Raw genomic sequence first — 17,895 nt, 5'->3', positions numbered from 1 at the left:
CCTCATTCCTCCTAGCAGAACTGCAGCGAGCCGTAGCAGTTGTCTGCCGGCAACTGACCAAGATCGACGTTCTGGATGACGGCAGGCTGTCCGAACAGCGCGCCCGTACCACTCACTTCAATATAATCATTGATAACAAGATTCTGGATCGTCACCTGAGGAATGGACATCCACCAGCCCTGCTGGGCAGCTACCGTGGCGAATGGGTTGGTAATGCCATCGACCTTTTGCCAGTACAACGCCTCTTTCTGCAAGGATAAATACAGCCCTCGAACTGGTCCGGTACCGGCGGTGTCGGTAATGGCCAGATCATGCACGTACTTGAGATTTTCGGTCAGACGGGAATCCAGTGTCAAACCAAACAACGCCGCATGCGCCACGAGGCCGTCCATGAACATGCAGTTGGTTGCGGTGGGATAATCGGTACTACCGCAAGTCTGGTTCTGGCTGCGGTTGAAGATCAATGGATTGCCGCCGTGCAGAGCCGCATAGTCATAAGGATCCAGCGTTGCTGTTGTCATAATACAGAAGAGCACACGCGCACAAATATTGGTCATCGAGGCCTGGTTGATAACCGCGTTCATGTCGCCGCTGAAGCTGTTGATACCGAAATCATCCGAGTTATCTGACGGATTGGGATTTTCACCCATCGTCATTTTGCCGAAGGCCTGTTCGGCACCAAAACGGATGCCTACCATTTCACGCGTGGCGGCGACAGTTGGATTCCGGATGGCGAACTCGAAGAAGGGACGCGTCAGGATCGCGTCTGTCAGCGGCCCGGAATCCGTGGCGCTGGAAGCCGTGGCGCCGGTAAGACGGACGTTGGAAATGTCGATATCGCAACCGGAGCCTTTAACCCCGCCACACCCCAGTTGCAGGCTACGAATATTGGCGTTCATCTGCATTTCCGCATCCAGCGCAATGCGATAGAAACCGATGTTGCTGTTCGGGTTGCCGCCGCCGGGAGGAATGTAGTCGACCGCAAACAAGGATGCCTGCGCGGTAACGCCATCCAGGCTTTCATCATCCATGTCCTGCATACCCGACCAGGCAACAGAGACATGAGCCAGCAGCACAGCCACAATCCACGCCATCATTTTTCTTATCATTATTTTTCCCCTACTCAGCAACGCGGATGGTCGGATGTGCAAGCAAACATTTTCAAGGTGCCGCTAATGGCGACATTGCCATTGATCTGGAGACCGAGAAAGCCGTCCTCACTGGTTGCCAGATAGCCTCGCGTGCCAGATGCCGTCAGCAGGTTGTCACGCTCAATCGACATGTTGGAAATGGTCAGGTTCTGTATCTGGATTTTATTGGCCGTTCCGCCAAATCCAAATTTGGCCGCCGACACCGTGGAAGTTCCGCCGCCATCATTGGTGTAGGACACCGTATCCGCATCCAACGTCAGGTACGGAATGAAGATGCGTCCGTAAAAACCCTTCCACACCAACCACTCCTGATCGGTACCGGCGGTACCCCGATTGTTGAGCGAAACCGCCAAGCGGCACTCAATCAAGGCCAGGGACGCACCGCCGCACAATGTATTGCCATTGGCGTCCGCGTTCAGCCGCATATCCAGCGCAATCGCGATTCCCGCCTGCCCGGATACATCATCAAGCGCTTCATTGGATACCGGATCGAGATCAGCAAACGCACTTCCGGCCATGCCAGCCAGCACCAACGCCAGGTACAGAGGCTTTTTCATTATTATAATCCCAAGGTCTTGATCTTCATGTGCTGGATCATCAGGCCGTCAATCTTGGCGCTACCCAGATCCACCGTTGCGCCGGTTGGACTTTTGAACTCCACTTTTCCGAAATTGATCTGACTGTGCGTTGCCGACGTACAGTCCGCCGTTGTATTTGTACACATTTTGGCCAGCTCAGTCGCAGAAGATGAACTGTAGTCGCGGTAGAACTGGTTGTAGATTGACGCCACGTTAGGAATACGAACCACCTCCACCTGGAAATTCTGGGTCGTGGTATCGGCAGCGCCCATGATTACCGGCTGATAATGAAGATTACCCACCACCATGTTGATATCCATGTCGGTGATGTAAAAACCTTCGGAAGCGCTGAATGTCGGAACCGCCGTGGCAACGGCATTGGTTGAATTCCCCAAAGCGCCCGCGGGCTGGGTGGACTCCGCCACCGAGAAGCGGTATTTGCCTGTGGCGCTGCTGTTGATACGGTTCAGCCACACCATGCCGAAGCTTTGGTCGTAGGTATTCTGGAACAGGGAAATGCGGCTGCCGTTCAGCGTAAAGTCGTTCCAGACGTTTTGTGACTGGAATTTGCCGTCGGTGACAACCAGCCCCGTTGAATTGTCACGAACAACGATATCGCCCCAGAAGCCGTATTTCAGACCACCCTCGCCCGGGGTATAGGTTGGCGCATAATAGTTCAGGACAGGGAGCGCCGTGGAACCGCCGGAGTAGCCTGTCTTGGTCATGGTTTCAACCTTGAGCAGCCACGGATTATTGGCCGTGCCCCAACTGGGAATCACAGACCCGGAAGTGGTAGAGACGCTGCCATTGGCGCCACCCAGCTTCAAGCCATACCAGATCAATTCGGCCTTTTTGCCGAACGACGGCGCCGTACTGGAAACCAATGTCTTCACATAGGCCAGATCATCGAACTCAATCTGAAAATTTTCAGGCAGATAGATGATACCCGCCCCCGTGACGTCACCCATGCCCTCCTCCGCAATCGGCTGGAGATCGGCATGACAAACCGCTGCGCTGAGGCAGGTCAGTAACATCGGTACGGGCAGGAGACCGGGTAGCACTTTCATAGGCGCGCCTTATCTTTTTGTTGTTCAGCTTTATGTATGCCAGGTCTGCGCGGTTTTGAACCAACCCTCAAGCAGACAGACTACCTTTGATTATGACGTTTTTGAGTGCAAATGCCAAAGGGCGAAACAGGCGGGACGGGTGTATTTTTGTAATGGCGGATGAAGCGACGGGCGGTAAACGGCGAGGAAAAACCCCGGTCGGCTATCTTCACTCTTGCTGGCCGGGGCATACAAAAACAACAGGATAGCGTCTAGAAGGCGTCACCCGGGACACGAACCCACCCTTCCATCAGGATGCGCGCACTGCGGCTCATGATGGCTTTGGTGACGGTCCACTCGCCATTAACCAGCTTGGCTTGCGCGCCCACGCGCAGCGTGCCGGACGGATGCCCGAAGCGTACCGCCTCGCGCTCGCCGCCGCCCGCCGCCTGGTTCACCAGCGTGCCCGGCACCGCCGCCGCCGTGCCGATGGCCACCGCGCAGGTGCCCATCATGGCGTGATGCAGCTTGCCCATGGAGAGCGCGCGCACCAGCAGGTCGACATCCCCCGTGCCAATGGTCTTGCCGCTGGAGGCCTTGTATTCCTTTGGAGCAGACACAAAGGCGATTTTCGGGGTGTGCTGGCGGGTCAGGGCTTCTTCCGGCGTCTTGATCAGGCCCATGCGCAGCGCGCCGGCGACGCGGATCTGCTCGAAGCGGGCCAGCGCCTTCTGATCGGTATTGATGGCTTCCCGCAGCTCAGTGCCGGTGTAGCCAATGTCCTCGGCATTGACGAAAACGGTCGGAATCCCGGCAGTGATCATGGTCGCCTTGAAGGTGCCGACGCCGGGCACTTCCAGGTCATCCACCAGGTTGCCGGTGGGGAACATCGAGCCGCCGTCCTCGCTGTCGTCAGAGGGATCAAGGAACTCCAACACGATCTCGGCGGCGGGGAAAGTGACGCCGTCCAGCTCGAAATCACCCGTTTCCTGCACTTGTCCGTTCGTAACCGGGACATGAGCGATAATGGTTTTCTGGATGTTGGCCTGCCAGATGCGCACCACGGCGGTACCGTTTTGCGGAATGCGCGCCGGATCAACCAGACCGGCATGGATGGCGAAAGCTCCGGCCGCGGTGGACAGGTTGCCGCAATTGCCGCTCCAGTCGACAAAGGCCTTGTCGATGGAGACCTGGCCGTAGAGGTAGTCGACATCGTGCTCGGGCACGCTGCTCTTCGACAGGATGACACACTTGCTGGTGCTGGAGGTGGCGCCGCCCATGCCGTCGATGTGGGCGGCATAAGGGTCGGGGCTGCCGATGACGCGCATGAACAGCTTGTCGCGGGCTTCACCGGGCATCTGGCAGCTTTCGGGCAAGTCATTCAGCTTGAAGAAGACGCCCTTGCTGGTGCCGCCGCGCATGTAGGTGGCGGGGATGCGGATTTGGGGAATGTTTGACATGGGGGTTTACCTCAGAGGAACCGTTGTCACAAAAATGCGTAGGGGCGCACTGCGTGCGCCCTTCCGTGTCTGGGCATGGCCGTTGCCATGCGGGGTGTTCGTTGGCGAGGGCGCACGCAGTGCGCCCCTACATCCATATCAGCCCTTGCTGGACTCCAGAAAGTCCTTCGCAAAACGCTGCAGCACGCCACCGGCCTCATACACCGACACTTCCTCATCGGAATCGAGACGGCAGGTCACCGGCACGCGCACCACTTCCCCGTTGCGGCGATGGATCACCAGCGTCAGGTCGGCGCGCGGGGCCAGCTTGCCCTCGACGTCATAGGTCTCGGTGCCATCGATGCCCAACGTCAGGCGCGTGGTGCCCGCGTTGAACTCGCAGGGCAACACGCCCATGCCGATCAGGTTGGTGCGGTGGATGCGCTCGAAGCCTTCCGCCACGATTACTTCCACCCCGGCAAGACGCACGCCCTTGGCGGCCCAGTCACGGCTGGAACCCTGACCGTAGTCAGCTCCGGCGATGATGATCAGCGGTTGCTTGCGGTTCATGTAGGTTTCGATGGCTTCCCACATGCGCATCACCTTGCCTTCCGGCTCGACGCGCGCGAGCGAACCCTTCTTCACCTGTCCATCGACCACGGCCATTTCGTTGACCAGTTCCTTGTTGGCGAAGGTCGCGCGCTGGGTGGTCAGGTGGTCGCCGCGGTGGGTGGCGTAGCTATTGAAGTCCTCTTCCGGCAGGCCCATCTTGTGCAGGTATTCACCCGCCGCCGAGTTCATCACGATCGCGTTCGACGGCGACAGGTGATCGGTGGTGATGTTGTCCGGCAGCACGGCCAGCGGGCGCATGCCCTTCAGCGTGCGTTCTCCGGCCAGCGCGCCTTCCCAGTACGGCGGACGGCGGATGTAGGTGGACATGGGGCGCCAGTCGTACAGCGGCGAGGCAGCCTTCTCCGATTCCTTCTTCTCAAACATCGGAATGTAGATACGGTTGAACTGTTCCGGCTTGACCGACCTGGCGACGATGGCGTCGATCTCTTCATCCGAAGGCCACAGGTCCTTCAGGCGGATTTCCTTGCCGTCGACCACGGCCAGCACATCCTGCTCGATATCGAAACGCACGGTCCCGGCAATGGCGTAGGCCACCACCAGCGGCGGCGAAGCCAGGAAGGCCTGCTTGGCGTAGGGGTGGATACGGCCGTCGAAGTTGCGGTTGCCCGACAGCACGGCGGTGGCGTACAGATCGCGGTCGATGATTTCCTGTTGGATCTTCGGATCCAGCGCACCGGACATGCCGTTACAGGTAGTGCAGGCGAAGGCGACGATGCCGAAGCCCAAGGCTTCCAGATCTTCCAGCAGACCGGCTTCCTTCAGGTACAACTCAACCACCTTGGAACCCGGCGCCAGCGAGGACTTTACCCACGGCTTGCGCACCAGACCCAGCTTGCGGGCGTTGCGCGCCAGCAGTCCGGCGGCGATGACGTTACGCGGGTTGGAAGTGTTGGTGCAGCTGGTGATGGCGGCGATGATCACCGCGCCGTCCGGCATCAGGCCTTCTGCTTCCTGGGCGCGGGCCTTGTCCAGGTCGACGGCGATGCCGCGCTCCTTGAGTGCCGACACCGGCAGGCGGCGATGCGGGTTGGACGGCCCGGCCATGTTGCGGACCACGGAGGACAGGTCGAACTTCAGCACGCGTTCGTACTGGGCGTTGACCAGCGTATCGGCCCACAGTCCGGCTTCCTTGGCGTAGGTTTCTACCAGCGCCACTTGCGCGTCGGAACGGCCGGTCAGGCGGAGGTAGTCCAGCGTCTGGCTGTCGATGGCGAACATCGCGGCGGTCGCGCCGTATTCCGGAGCCATGTTGGAGATGGTGGCGCGGTCGCCGATGGTCAGGCCGGGCACGCCTTCGCCGTAAAACTCCAGATACGCGCCGACCACCTTTTCCTTGCGCAGGAATTCGGTCAGGGCAAGCACGATGTCGGTGGCGGTGATCCCGGGCTGGCGCTTGCCGGTCAGCTCGACGCCGACCATGTCCGGGGTGCGCATCCAGGAGGCGCGGCCCAGCATGACGTTTTCAGCTTCCAGACCGCCGACGCCTACCGAGATCACGCCCAGCGCATCGACGTGCGGGGTGTGCGAGTCGGTGCCGACACAAGTGTCGGGATAGGCGACGCCGTTGTCGTTGTGGATGACCGGCGACATCTTCTCCAGGTTGATCTGGTGCATGATGCCGTTACCGGCCGGGATCACGTCGACGTTGTCGAAGGCGGTCTTGGTCCAGTTGATGAAGTGGAAACGGTCTTCGTTGCGGCGCTCTTCGATGTCGCGGTTCTTCTGGAAGGCGTCGGGGTCGAAACCGCCGCATTCCACGGCCAGCGAGTGGTCGACGATCAGCTGCACCGGCACCACCGGATTGACCTTGGCGGGATCACCGCCCTGGTCGGCAATGGCGTCGCGCAGACCGGCGAGATCGACCAGCGCGGTCTGGCCGAGGATGTCGTGGCAGACCACGCGGGCCGGGAACCACGGGAAGTCACGCTCACGCTTGCGTTCAATCAACTGTGTCAGGCAATCGTTGATGATGGCCGGGTCCGCCTTGCGCACGATGTTTTCGGCATGGATGCGGGCGGTGTACGGCAGGCCGTCCCACGCGCCCGGTTTCAGGGCGTTGACGGCGGCGCGGGCGTCGAAGTAATCGAGCGACGTGCCGGGGAGTTGCTTGCGGAATTGGCTGTTCATGGCTTACTTCCGGTCCTTCAACGGCACAAACACCTGATCTTCCGGACCCGTGTAGTTGGCGCTCGGGCGGATGATCTTGCCGTCGATACGCTGTTCAATCACGTGCGCGCTCCAGCCAGCGGTGCGTGCGATCACGAACAGCGGGGTGAACATGTCGGTGGGGACGCCCATCATGTGGTAGCTGACGGCGCTGAACCAGTCGAGGTTCGGGAACATCTTCTTGATTTCCCACATCACCGACTCCAGGCGCTCGGCGATGTTGTACATCTTCATGTTCGACTGCTCGGCGCTCAGGTCTTCCGCCACCTTCTTGATCACGACGTTACGCGGGTCGCTGACGGTGTAGACCGGGTGGCCGAAGCCGATGATCACTTCCTTCTTCTCGACGCGGGCGCGGATGTCGGCTTCGGCCTCGTCCGGATTGTCGTAGCGCTTCTGGATTTCAAACGCCACTTCGTTGGCGCCGCCGTGCTTCGGACCGCGCAGCGCGCCGATGCCGCCGCAAATGGCCGAGTACATGTCGGAACCGGTACCTGCCACCACACGCGAAGTGAAGGTGGAAGCATTGAACTCGTGCTCGGCGTACAGGATCAGCGAGGTGTGCATGGCGCGGACCCAGGTGTCGCGCGGCTTCTGGCCGTGCAACAGGTGCAGGAAGTGACCGCCGATGGAGTCGTCATCGGTTTCAACGTCGATGCGCTTGCCATTGTAGGCGAAGTGGTACCAGTACAGCAGCATCGAGCCCAGGCAGGCCATCAGCTTGTCGGCAATGTCACGCGCGCCGGGATGGTTGTGGTCTTCCTTCTCCGGCTTGACGCAGCCCAGCACGGAAACGCCGGTACGCATCACATCCATCGGGTGCGAGGACGGCGGCAGTTGTTCCAGCGCCACCTTGACGGCAATGGGCAGGCCGCGCAGCGCCTTCAGCTTGGCCTTGTAGCCGGCCAGTTCGGCCACGTTCGGCAGCTTGCCATGGACCAGCAGGTGGGCGATTTCTTCAAATTCGCAGGTGGTGGCGACATCGAGGATGTCATAGCCTCGATAGGCCAGATCGTTGCCGGTGCGGCCGACGGTGCAGAGGGCGGTGTTGCCGGCGGCGGTGCCGCTCAGGGCAACGGATTTCTTGGGCTTGAAGCCGGGATTCGGGGTGGTGGTCTCGGTGCTCATGAGGGAGTCTCCTAGGGTCTATCCGTTGGTTTGTTCATTGGTAGGTCAGGCTTGAGCCCGACAACCGCCCTCCGCAACGGAGAGGTTGGCGGGTTGAAACCCGACCTACAGAAATCATTTCTTGGCAGCGAACAGTGCGTCCAGCTTGCCTTCAAACTCGTGGTAACCAATTCGGTCATACAGCTCTTCACGGGTCTGCATGATGTCAATCACTTCACGCTGGTGACCATTGGCGCGCACCGACTGGTACACCAGCTCGGCAGCCTTGTTCATGGCACGGAAGGCGCTGAGCGGGTACAGCACCATGCCGACGCCGGTCGGTTGCAGGTCTTCGACGCTGAACAGCGGTGTCTTGCCGAACTCGGTGATGTTGGCCAGCACCGGCACCTTCACGGCGTCAACGAAACGCTTGTAGGTTTCGAGGTCATAAGCGGCTTCGGCGAAGATACCGTCTGCGCCCGCTTCCACGCACTTGATAGCGCGCTCGATGGCGGCATCCACGCCGTGCACCTGGATGGCGTCGGTGCGGGCGATCAGGAAGAAGTTGGGGTCAGTCTTGGCATCAGCGGCGGCCTTGACGCGGTCGACCATTTCCTCGGTGGTGACGATTTCCTTGCCGGGACGGTGGCCGCAACGCTTCGCGCCAACTTGATCTTCAATATGGCAGGCGGCGGCTCCGGCCTTGATCAGGCTCTTGACGGTGCGTTCGATGTTGAAGGCGCTGGGGCCGAAGCCGGTGTCGATGTCGACCAGCAGCGGCAGGTCGCAGACATCGGTGATGCGGCGGGTGTCGACCAGCACGTCATCCAGGGTGTTGATGCCCAGGTCGGGCAGGCCCAGCGAACCGGCGGCGACACCGCCACCGCTCAGGTAAATGGCCTTGAAACCGGCGCGCTTGGCCAGCAGGGCGTGATTGGCGTTGATGGCGCCGATGACCTGCAAGGGGCTTTCTTCAGCCAAGGCTTTGCGGAAGCGCGCACCGGCGCTGTTCAGTGTACTCATGGTAATTGCACCTGTTGGTGTCCGGGGGCGGACTGGTGATGGGCCTCGATGTTCTTGCGGGCCGCGCCTATGTGGCGGCGCATGAGCAGTTCGGCCATTTCGCCATCTCGGTTTTCGATGGCGGCGATGATCTGGGAATGTTCGGCAAACGCCTTGTGCGGGCGTCCGGCTGTGCCGGAGAACTGGTAGCGGTAGAGCCGGACGCGGTGGTACAGCTCGCCCAGCAGCATCTGGCTGAGCACCTTGTTGTGGCTGGCGAGGATAAGGCGGTAATGCAGGTCGAAATCACCCTCCTCCTGATAATAACCGGTGCCCGCCTGCAGTTCGGACTGTTCCTGGTGGAAGGCGAGCAGGGATTTAAGTCCGGCGATTTCTTCGGGGGTGGCGTTCTCGGCGGCGAGGCGCGCGGCCAGGCCTTCCAGTGATTCGCGGACGCGGTAGATTTCCAGCAACTCCTCCACCGACAGCGAGGCGACGCGCATGCCGACGTGTGGGGTGCGCACCAGCAACTGGCGGGATTCAAGGCGGTTGAGGGCTTCACGCAAGGGGCCGCGCGAGACGCCGTAGCGGGCGGCGAGTTCGGATTCGGAGATTTTGCTACCGGCGCGGAGTTCGCCTTTGACGATGGCGTTCTGGATCTGGCCGAATACCCGGTCGGCCAGCGTGAGGTTGGCTTCTTCGGGTTGGGTCAGAGCGGGTTCGTTCATCGGGCTTTCGGTCCGGATTGTCGACAATCTTGCGAGTGTGGTGGGGATTTTAGGCTCGATACGGATTATTGCAAGTTTTTTGTCGACAAAACGGGATGACTTTAGTCGTAATGGGGTCGCCTGCGGCGGGCCCTACTTTTGCGTCGCCAAAAGTAGGCAAAAGCGAGTCCTTCGCCATAACTCGCGCAAGGTCGGTTCGCTGCTGCAAGGATTTTGATATCCGGGACGTTGTTGGCCGGTATGTGGCTCGGACAATGGCTGCGGACGGCATGGGTGGTGGTCACGAAGACATGTGCGGCTTCGGGATGTTAGGGGGGTTTCAGGAACTGGCTGGATGATTAGGGCTGGGTTGGAGAAGCGCTGCTGGCGGCGCGGTGGATGTCGAGCAGGGAAAATGGCCAGTTGAGTTCGTGGCGGTTGATCAGCAGGACGGGGATGCGGGTGCCATAGCGGTCGACCAGTTCGTCATTCAGGGCGATGTCGATATAGGTCCAGTCGAGCCGGAGGGCGGCACCGGCTTGCGCCAGCAGCCGTTCGGCATCGTCGCAGAGATGGCACCCGGAGGTGCCATACAGCTTAGCGATCATTCGTCGTCGCGCTTGCGGTCGCGGTTGAAGGGGCGATCGGAGAATTCGCGGCGCGGGGCCGGGCGGTCACCATCGCGGCGGAACGCGGGGCGATCGCCATCCTGGCGGGCGGGACGACGGTCGTCGCCACCCGAGCGGGGCCGGAACTCGCCGCCGCTGCGCGGGCGGTCATCACGGCGGAAGTCACCGCCGGAACGCGGGGGGCGGTTGTCGCCGCCTTCACGGAACGGGCGTTGCGGGCGATCACCACCGGAACGGTTGCGGTCAAAGCCACCCGCGCCTTCCGGACGCGGGGCGCGGGGACGGTCGTCACGCTGGAAGCTGCGGCCTTCACCACCCTCACGCGGCGGACGGCTGTCGCCGCCACGATCGAAGCGGGGACGGTCGTCACGACGGAAATCACCGCCGGGACGCTGCGGGCGGTCGCCGTAAGGGCGGCCTTCCCCACCCTGACGCGGGCGATCATCACGATTGAAGCCGCCTTCACGCGGGGCGCGGTTGCCGTCACGGTCGCCGAAGCGAGGACGATCCGATCCGCCTTCCGGGCGATATGGACGCGGCCGGTCATCGCGCTGGAAACTGCGGCCTTCACCACCGTCACGCGGCGGACGGCTGTCGCCGCCGCGATCGAAGCGGGGACGATCGTCACGACGGAATTCGCCGGGGGCGCGCGGAGGACGACCACCTTCGGGCCGACCTTCCCCGCCAAAGCGCGGACGGTCATCACGGCGGAATTCGCCACCCCCGGTACGGGGAGGACGATTACCTTCGGCACGGCCTTCGCCGCCAAAACGGGGGCGGTCCGCGCCGCCTTCCGGACGGTACGGACGCGGCCGGTCGTCGCGCTGGAAGCTGCGGCCTTCACCACCGTCACGCGGGGGACGGCTATCGCCTCCGCGATCGAAGCGGGGACGATCGTCACGACGGAACTCGCCACCGCTGCGGGGACGGTCGCCTTGCGGACGGCCTTCACCACCAAAGCGCGGGCGATCCTGATTGAAGCCGCCTTCACGCGGGGCGCGGTTGCCGTCGCGGTCGCCCTCAAAACGCGGGCGTTGCGGACGGTCCCCTCCGCCGAAACGGGGACGGTCAGAACCACCCTCGGGACGCGGGTTGCGCGGACGGAATTCACCACTTTCCTCACGCGGCGAACGCGCACCTTCAGGGCGGTCGCCGGCAAAGCGACGCGGCGGGCGGCCTTCGCCATCACGGCGCGGGCCATCATCCCGCTGGAACCGGGGCTTTCTGTCTTCGTAATTACTCATGTCCCGATCCCCTCGTTGGTTCTGGGCGTGATAGCCGCCAAAGGCGCGGCCGGAGGTATAACCGGCGTCCTGGCGATCGCCATAGCCGCGGTTATCCGAATTGTTGGGGTTGAAGCGCCCTGCCGGGTCCGGCTTGAGGATGGCCGCAACGCTTTCCGGGGTATGTTTGAGACGCCAGCAGCGATGGATCCGGTCGTTGCGACGGAAGTCAAAGCCCAGCGTTTCCGGCGAGATCTCTTCAAAACCGTAGGTCTGCAACGCGGTTTCGTCCAGCTCGAAGCGACGGAAGTTGTTGGAGAAATAGCAAACGCCGTCTTCCTTCAAGTGGCGCATCGCCAGTGTCAGCAGTTCCACATGGTCACGCTGCACGTCAAAGACATCGCGCATCTTCTTGGAATTGGAGAAGGTTGGCGGGTCGATGAAGATCACATCGAAGGTTTCACGACAGCGATGCAGCCACTCCATGACATCGGCTTCTTCAAAGCGATGGTTGGTGGGGCTGATACCGTTGACGGCGAAGTTCTTGCGCGCCCAGTCCAGATAGGTGTTGGACAGGTCTACGGTCACCGTTTGCTTCGCTCCGCCCAGTGCGGCATGGACGCTGACGCTGCCGGTATAGGCGAACAGGTTGAGGAAGCTCTTGCCCTGCACTTCAGCGGCAATTTTCTGGCGCATCGGCCGATGATCGAGGAACAGGCCGGTATCGAGATAATCGGTGAGGTTGACCAGCAGGTGCGCCTTGCCTTCGCGCACATCCTGCAGCTTGCCGCGATCGGACTGCTTCTCGTACTGGCTGCTGCCCTTCTGCTGGGTGCGCACCTTGATGAACACTTTTTCCTTATGCAGGCCGAAAACCTGCCGGATGATGTTCAGCGCCAGCTTGAAACGGTTCGACGCCTTTTCAGGGTCGATTTCCTTGGGCGCGGCGTATTCCTGCACATGCAGGCAGTCGCCGTATACATCAATCGCCAGGTTGTAATCCGGCAGGTCGGCGTCATAAACGCGATAGCAGCTGACGCCTTCCCGCTGCGCCTGTTTCTGGCAATGCGCCAAGTTCTTCTGCACCCGGTTCGCGAAGGCTTCGCCCTCTTCCGGAATATCGCCAATCTGCGGCGTAAACACATGCGCGATTTCTTCATCGACCGGGATCACATCGCCATGCCGCACAAACACGGTCAGGTCGCCGTTACGCAGGCGCTGGGTATCCCGGTGCTGCAAGCCGAGCGCGTCGGCATGCTGGATGTCGGCGGCGAGCACGGCGGCCTGCCAGCCGGGCAGGCGCTCACGGGCCAGTCGGCCGACGGCCTTGTAGAGCCACAATGTCGTTTCGGAGTCACCGATACGCTCGCCATAAGGCGGGTTGGTCACCAGCAGGCCAAGCTTGGCCGGGGCAGCAGGCAATTTCCATAGTTCACGGTTTTCCAGCACGATGCGGTGACCGATACCGGCGGCATGGGCGTTTTTCATCGCAGCCTGCAAGGCGTCGCGGCTGGCGTCATAGCCGAAGAACTGCGGCCAGGGCTTTTGCGCGGCGGCGGCTTCGCGTTGGCGGGCTTCTTCCAGCAAGGAGGCCCACAGTTCGGCGTCGTGGCCCTGCCAGCCAAGGAAGCCATAGTAATTGCGATGGAGGCCGGGCGCGACATCGCCAAACATCAGCGCGGCTTCGGTGATGAAGGTGCCGGAGCCGCACATCGGGTCCACCAGCGCCTCAAACCGGACATTCGGCCAACCGGCCTGACGCAGGATGGCGGCCGCCAGCGTTTCCTTGAGCGGCGCTTCACCGATCTGGGTGCGATAGCCGCGACGGTGCAGGCTCTCGCCGGACATGTCGAGGCTGATGGTCAGGCTGCCTTCCTGGATGAAAATGTGCAGCGGCGCATCGGATTCCTGCACGCGCACATCCGGACGCTGGCCGGTGCTGTTGCGGAAAAAGTCAGCGATGGCGTCCTTCAGTTTCAGCGCCATGTATTGGGTGTGGGTGACCACGCCCTTGCTGGCGACGGCATGGATGGCGAAGGTCTTGTTGACCGCGAAGACTTCGTTCCACGGGAAAGCGACGGCGGCTTCGTACATGGCCTCCGGGGCAATGTCGTTCACGGTCAGCAGCGGCTTGAACACGCGCGAGGCCAGTCGCGACCACAGGCAAATCAGGTAGGCTTGTTCCAGCGTGCCTTTCACCAGGATCGCCCCGGCGGTGCGGGTGCAGTCGGTGACGCCCAGTTCCTTCAGTTCTTCAATCAGCAGGAGTTCAAGGCCGTCAGCGCAGGAAACCACCCAGTCAGTCAATATCATGTTGCTCTCGGAATGTCGTCCGCCAGATGCGGACGTTTAACGTCGTTTGGAAAATCCCTGCAGGAATTCGCGGCGGATACGGTCGGGCTGCGGCATGTCATGCACGGGCCAGCGAATGATGCGAATACCGGCTTCGGCGAGCGCCCGGTCCTTCTTGGCATCAGCCTTGATGCGGTCGGCGCGGTTATGGGTGGAATCGTCGAGTTCGATGGCGGCCAGGATGGTGGCCCCGTCCGGGGCGCAGACCACGAAGTCCACGCTCATGCGGTTGATGCGGTTGATCCAGCCGTGATAATCGACTTCAACATCCACATCCAGCATGCGCGACAATTGCACCTGGGTAAAAATCAGGTAATCCGGCAGCGCCTGGCGCAGGCGGCCAAACAGGATCCGTTCGGGAGCCGTCATCAGCTCCCGGGGAATATAGGGCCAGTCCATCTCGTCGATGGTCAGTTCCCGTTTCTTGCCGCCCAGCACCAGCAACAACAGCGCCAGCACCAGTACGACAACAAGGATCAGTGTGCCTTGTTCGCCAAACAGGTGTATCAGGGTTTCCAAGGCGCGACCCAGGCTCCTGAAATACCGGCTTCACCGCTGAGGCGGCCGCTCAACGCCTTGGCGGCGCCCTTGTCCAGCTCGGGTCCGACCACGACTTTCCAGGCGTCGCCGTTCTTCACCACTTGCGCGCGGAAGCCCTTGCCCTTGAGCTTGGTGGACAACTCGGCTGCCTTGGCCTTGTCGCTGAAGCTGCCCGCCTGCACCACCCAGGCCTGGCTGCCACCCACCGGCTTGCTCTCGGCCTTGTCATCCGCCTTGGCTTTTTCTTCGGCCTTGGCCTTGCCTTCCAGCGCGACCTTGGCTTTCTGTTCTTCCAGCTTCTTGGCTTTGGCCTTTTCCTCAGCCAGCTTGTCCGCTTTGGCCTTTTCTTCGGCCGCCAGTTTTTCAGCCTTCAATTTATCGGCTTTGGCTTTTTCATCCGCCAGCTTCTTTTCCGCCGCCTTTTCCGCCTTGGCTTTATCTTCCGCCAGCTTTTTCTCGGCGACCAGCTTGTCTGCCTTCAGCTTGTCTTCGGCCGCTTTCTTGTCAACGACAGGCTTGTCGGCTGCGGCTTTTTCCAAGGCCAGTTTCTGCTCGCGGAGATGAGCCGCCTTTTCATCGGCAGCTTTCTGATCCGCCAGATTACGGGCTTCCAGAATGGCGCGGGCGCGCTCCTCATCCACCTTCTTGTCGGCAGCGGCTGCCGGCACGGCCGGCATTGCCGTTACCGCATCCGGATGACTGGCCATTTCCCGGGCCAACTTCTCGGCGGAACGCTGTTGGCGCGCGGCCTCTTCGGGGGAAATTTCATCCGTACTGTTCAGCAAGTCATTGGCGCGCTTGCGGGCAGCCTCTTCAGCCGCCAATTGTTCGGGTGTTTTGGCCAAAGCCGCCGGAGGAGCGACCGGAGCCGGGCCGGGAACCTGTGAAGCGGTATCAGCAGGGATGCCGGGCTGAGGCTCTCCCACCGGATAAAAGGCTGTTGAGTCTTCGTGCGCCTGATCCACGGCTTGCTCGGCCGATTGCGCCTGTCCATCCAGATTCGGCGCCGCCTTTTCTGCAGTCGGTGCCAACGGATGGGCCGGAATGGGTTCAAGACGGCTCAACAGGCGCGCCCCGGTTCCGTCAAGCATCAGCGGCAGGAAAATGGCGGCGCCGGCCAACAGGACCACACCACCGAGAATGCGTTGTTTAATTGCTGTATCCATGATTCTTTTCTAGCCACTCGCGGGCTGCTGATACTGTATAAAATGAACCGAAAACCAGAATCCGGTCGCCGGGAAGCGCCTCATGAAGAGCAGCTGCCAGCGCAGCGGCGACCCGCGCATAACCGGCCGCAAAATACATGCCCCGCTCCTGAAGCAACGACAATAACCGCTGCGCATCCTGGCCGCGAGACACCTGCAAGCCGGCGGGATACCAGACATCGACACGGCCGAGGCAAGCATCGAGGACGCCTCCGGCATCCTTGTCGGCCAGCATGGCGAGGACGGCGCGTGTCCGCCCCCTGACCGGTTGCAATTGTTGCATAAAAAAGGCAGCGCCGTGCGGGTTATGCGCGACGTCCAGCACAATTTCCACACCTTGCCACAGCAAACGCTCCAAACGCCCCGGCACACTGGCCTGCACTATCCCTTCTCGCAGCGCGGACTCGCTCACCGGCAGGGAAACCGCCTGGATGGCGGCAAGCGCCGTAGCGACATTATCCAGAGCAAGGCGCGGCATCAGCAGGCCGTCATGCCGAGCGGTCGCGCTCCACCAGCTCCAACTGGCGCCCTTGGCGGCGAAATCAAAATCGCGACCCTTCAGCGCCATCGGGCACTCCAGGTCGGCCGCATGGTCCAGCAATGTAGCGGGCGGTTCACGGTCACCGCAAACCACGGCGTGTCCGGCGCGGAATATCCCCGCTTTCTCAAAGCCGATAGCCTCACGGGTGTCGCCCAGCCAGTCGGTGTGGTCGATACCGATGCTGGTGATGACCGCCACGGTCGCATCCACCAGGTTCACGGCGTCCAGACGGCCGCCCAAGCCTACCTCCAGCACCACGATGTCAGGATTGGCTTCGCGGAAGACCACGAACGCCGCCAGGGTGGTGAATTCGAAATAGCTCAGGGAAACATCCGCCTGGACACGGGCTGCTTCCACCGCCTCGAAAGCGCCGATCAGCACGTCATCCGCAACAGGACTGCCATCCAGAGCGATGCGTTCGTTAAAAACATAGAGGTGCGGCGAGGTATAGGTGGCCACCCGGTATCCGGCGGCGAGATAGACCGAGGTCAGGGTCGCGACGGTAGACCCCTTGCCATTGGTGCCGCCCACGGTAATCACCGGGCAGGCGAAGTGATCGGCATCCAGCACCCTCGCCACCTGACGGACACGGTCCAGACCCAGGTCGATGGCCCGGACATGGGCAAGCTCCAGATGGGCCAGCCATTCTGACAACGTGGAAAACATCAAACAGCCTCGAAAGCGTCCGGGAACCGGCGGGTTACAACGGACGGTGGGTCAGCTTGGCCAACACCCGGAACAGGGTGTCGCGCATGGCGTGGCGGTGCACGATCATATCCACCGTGCCATGTTCCAGCAGGAACTCGGAGCGCTGGAATCCTTCCGGCAATTTTTGGCGGACGGTTTGCTCAATGACGCGCGGGCCGGCAAAACCGATCAGGGCATTGGGTTCGGCCACATTCAGATCGCCAAGCATGGCCAGGCTGGCGGAAACGCCCCCGTAGACGGGGTCGGTCAGCACAGAAATGAAGGGGATACCGTTGACTTTCATCTGCTCGATAATGGCGGCGGTACGCGCCATCTGCATCAGGGAGAACAGCGCCTCCTGCATGCGCGCCCCGCCGGAGGCGGCGAAACAGATCAGGGGAATGCGCTGCTCCAGGCACACCTGGGCGGCGCGAATGAAACGCGAGCCGACAATACTGCCCATCGAGCCGCCCATGAAGCTGAATTCAAACGCCACAACCACCACAGGCATGCCGTTGAGGCTGCCCTTCATCGCGATCAGGGCATCGCTCTCGCCGGTTTCATTGCGGGCGGCATCCAGCCGGTCGGTATAACGCTTGCTGTCGCGAAAACGCAACTTGTCTTCCGGCAACAGGTCAGACCCCAGCTCCTCCAGATCATCCGGATCCAGGAACATGCCCAGCCGCTCGCGGGCGTTGATGCGCAGATGATGATCACACTTGGGGCAGACATTGAGGTTGCGGTCCAATTCCGCCTTGTACAGCACGCCGTCGCATTTGGGGCAGCGTCGCCACAGGCCTTCCGGCACCGACACCCGCTTCTCTTCCGCGTTCTTGCCGGCGTTCGGCAGGATTTTTCCGATCCAACTCATCTGCTATACCCCTGTGTG

13 protein-coding genes and 1 pseudogene are annotated in these 17,895 nt (G+C 61.4%); all 14 read right to left on the bottom strand.

Going from position 1 to position 17,895, the window contains the following annotated elements; genetic code table 11:
* Positions 1-11: 11 nt before the first annotated feature.
* The 14 genes and pseudogenes from EV700_RS06365 to accD all read right to left on the bottom strand — a co-directional run bounded on the left by EV700_RS06365 (position 12) and on the right by accD (position 17,877).
* Positions 12-1,097 (bottom strand): hypothetical protein, encoded by a 1,086-nt coding sequence (locus EV700_RS06365; protein ID WP_130411920.1) that lies wholly within the window; start codon positions 1,095-1,097, stop codon positions 12-14.
* 26 nt (positions 1,098-1,123) lie between these two features.
* A complete protein-coding gene (locus EV700_RS06360; RefSeq protein WP_130411918.1) occupies positions 1,124-1,708 on the bottom strand; it encodes a DUF6160 family protein in 585 nt (194 codons plus the stop codon).
* Between the two features lie 2 nt (positions 1,709-1,710).
* Positions 1,711-2,697 carry a hypothetical protein gene (locus EV700_RS06355; RefSeq protein ID WP_130411916.1) on the bottom strand — a complete coding sequence of 329 codons (987 nt, stop codon included), beginning with the start codon at positions 2,695-2,697 and terminating at the stop codon, positions 1,711-1,713.
* 350 nt (positions 2,698-3,047) lie between these two features.
* Complete coding sequence (prpF, locus tag EV700_RS06350; protein WP_130411914.1) at positions 3,048-4,235, bottom strand: 2-methylaconitate cis-trans isomerase PrpF; 1,188 nt, start codon at positions 4,233-4,235, stop codon at positions 3,048-3,050.
* Between the two features lie 138 nt (positions 4,236-4,373).
* Positions 4,374-6,974 (bottom strand): Fe/S-dependent 2-methylisocitrate dehydratase AcnD, encoded by a 2,601-nt coding sequence (acnD, locus tag EV700_RS06345; protein WP_130411912.1) that lies wholly within the window; start codon positions 6,972-6,974, stop codon positions 4,374-4,376.
* Between the two features lie 3 nt (positions 6,975-6,977).
* Positions 6,978-8,141 carry a bifunctional 2-methylcitrate synthase/citrate synthase gene (gene prpC, locus EV700_RS06340; RefSeq protein WP_130411910.1) on the bottom strand — a complete coding sequence of 388 codons (1,164 nt, stop codon included), beginning with the start codon at positions 8,139-8,141 and terminating at the stop codon, positions 6,978-6,980.
* 114 nt (positions 8,142-8,255) lie between these two features.
* On the bottom strand, positions 8,256-9,143 hold the full coding sequence (prpB, locus tag EV700_RS06335; RefSeq protein ID WP_130411908.1) for a methylisocitrate lyase: 888 nt from the start codon (positions 9,141-9,143) through the stop codon (positions 8,256-8,258).
* Positions 9,140-9,850 carry a GntR family transcriptional regulator gene (locus tag EV700_RS06330; RefSeq protein WP_130411906.1) on the bottom strand — a complete coding sequence of 237 codons (711 nt, stop codon included), beginning with the start codon at positions 9,848-9,850 and terminating at the stop codon, positions 9,140-9,142. Before EV700_RS06330 ends, prpB begins: the two co-directional genes overlap by 4 nt.
* Before the next feature lie 338 nt (positions 9,851-10,188).
* The gene (locus EV700_RS06325; protein WP_130411904.1) at positions 10,189-10,437 is read right to left on the bottom strand and encodes a glutaredoxin family protein; all 249 of its coding nucleotides are present in this window, start codon (positions 10,435-10,437) and stop codon (positions 10,189-10,191) included.
* 1,427 nt (positions 10,438-11,864) lie between these two features.
* A pseudogene (rlmKL, locus tag EV700_RS17015) lies at positions 11,865-13,994 on the bottom strand (bifunctional 23S rRNA (guanine(2069)-N(7))-methyltransferase RlmK/23S rRNA (guanine(2445)-N(2))-methyltransferase RlmL); the annotation flags it as partial.
* 36 nt (positions 13,995-14,030) lie between these two features.
* Positions 14,031-14,552, bottom strand: coding sequence for a DUF2726 domain-containing protein (locus tag EV700_RS06315; protein WP_130411902.1), 522 nt, complete (start codon positions 14,550-14,552; stop codon positions 14,031-14,033).
* Complete coding sequence (locus tag EV700_RS06310; protein WP_130411900.1) at positions 14,540-15,739, bottom strand: SPOR domain-containing protein; 1,200 nt, start codon at positions 15,737-15,739, stop codon at positions 14,540-14,542. The genes EV700_RS06315 and EV700_RS06310 overlap by 13 nt, the downstream gene beginning before the upstream one ends.
* On the bottom strand, positions 15,723-16,985 hold the full coding sequence (gene folC, locus EV700_RS06305) for a bifunctional tetrahydrofolate synthase/dihydrofolate synthase (RefSeq protein WP_242610198.1): 1,263 nt from the start codon (positions 16,983-16,985) through the stop codon (positions 15,723-15,725). Before folC ends, EV700_RS06310 begins: the two co-directional genes overlap by 17 nt.
* 34 nt (positions 16,986-17,019) lie before the next feature.
* Complete coding sequence (gene accD / locus EV700_RS06300; RefSeq protein ID WP_130411896.1) at positions 17,020-17,877, bottom strand: acetyl-CoA carboxylase, carboxyltransferase subunit beta; 858 nt, start codon at positions 17,875-17,877, stop codon at positions 17,020-17,022.
* Between the last annotated feature and the right edge of the window lie 18 nt (positions 17,878-17,895).

Source organism: Fluviicoccus keumensis (assembly GCF_004217445.1).
Lineage (GTDB): Bacteria > Pseudomonadota > Gammaproteobacteria > Pseudomonadales > Moraxellaceae > Fluviicoccus > Fluviicoccus keumensis.
Note: the sequence above shows the minus strand (reverse complement) of the source record. Positions and strands in the feature narration are given on the sequence as shown.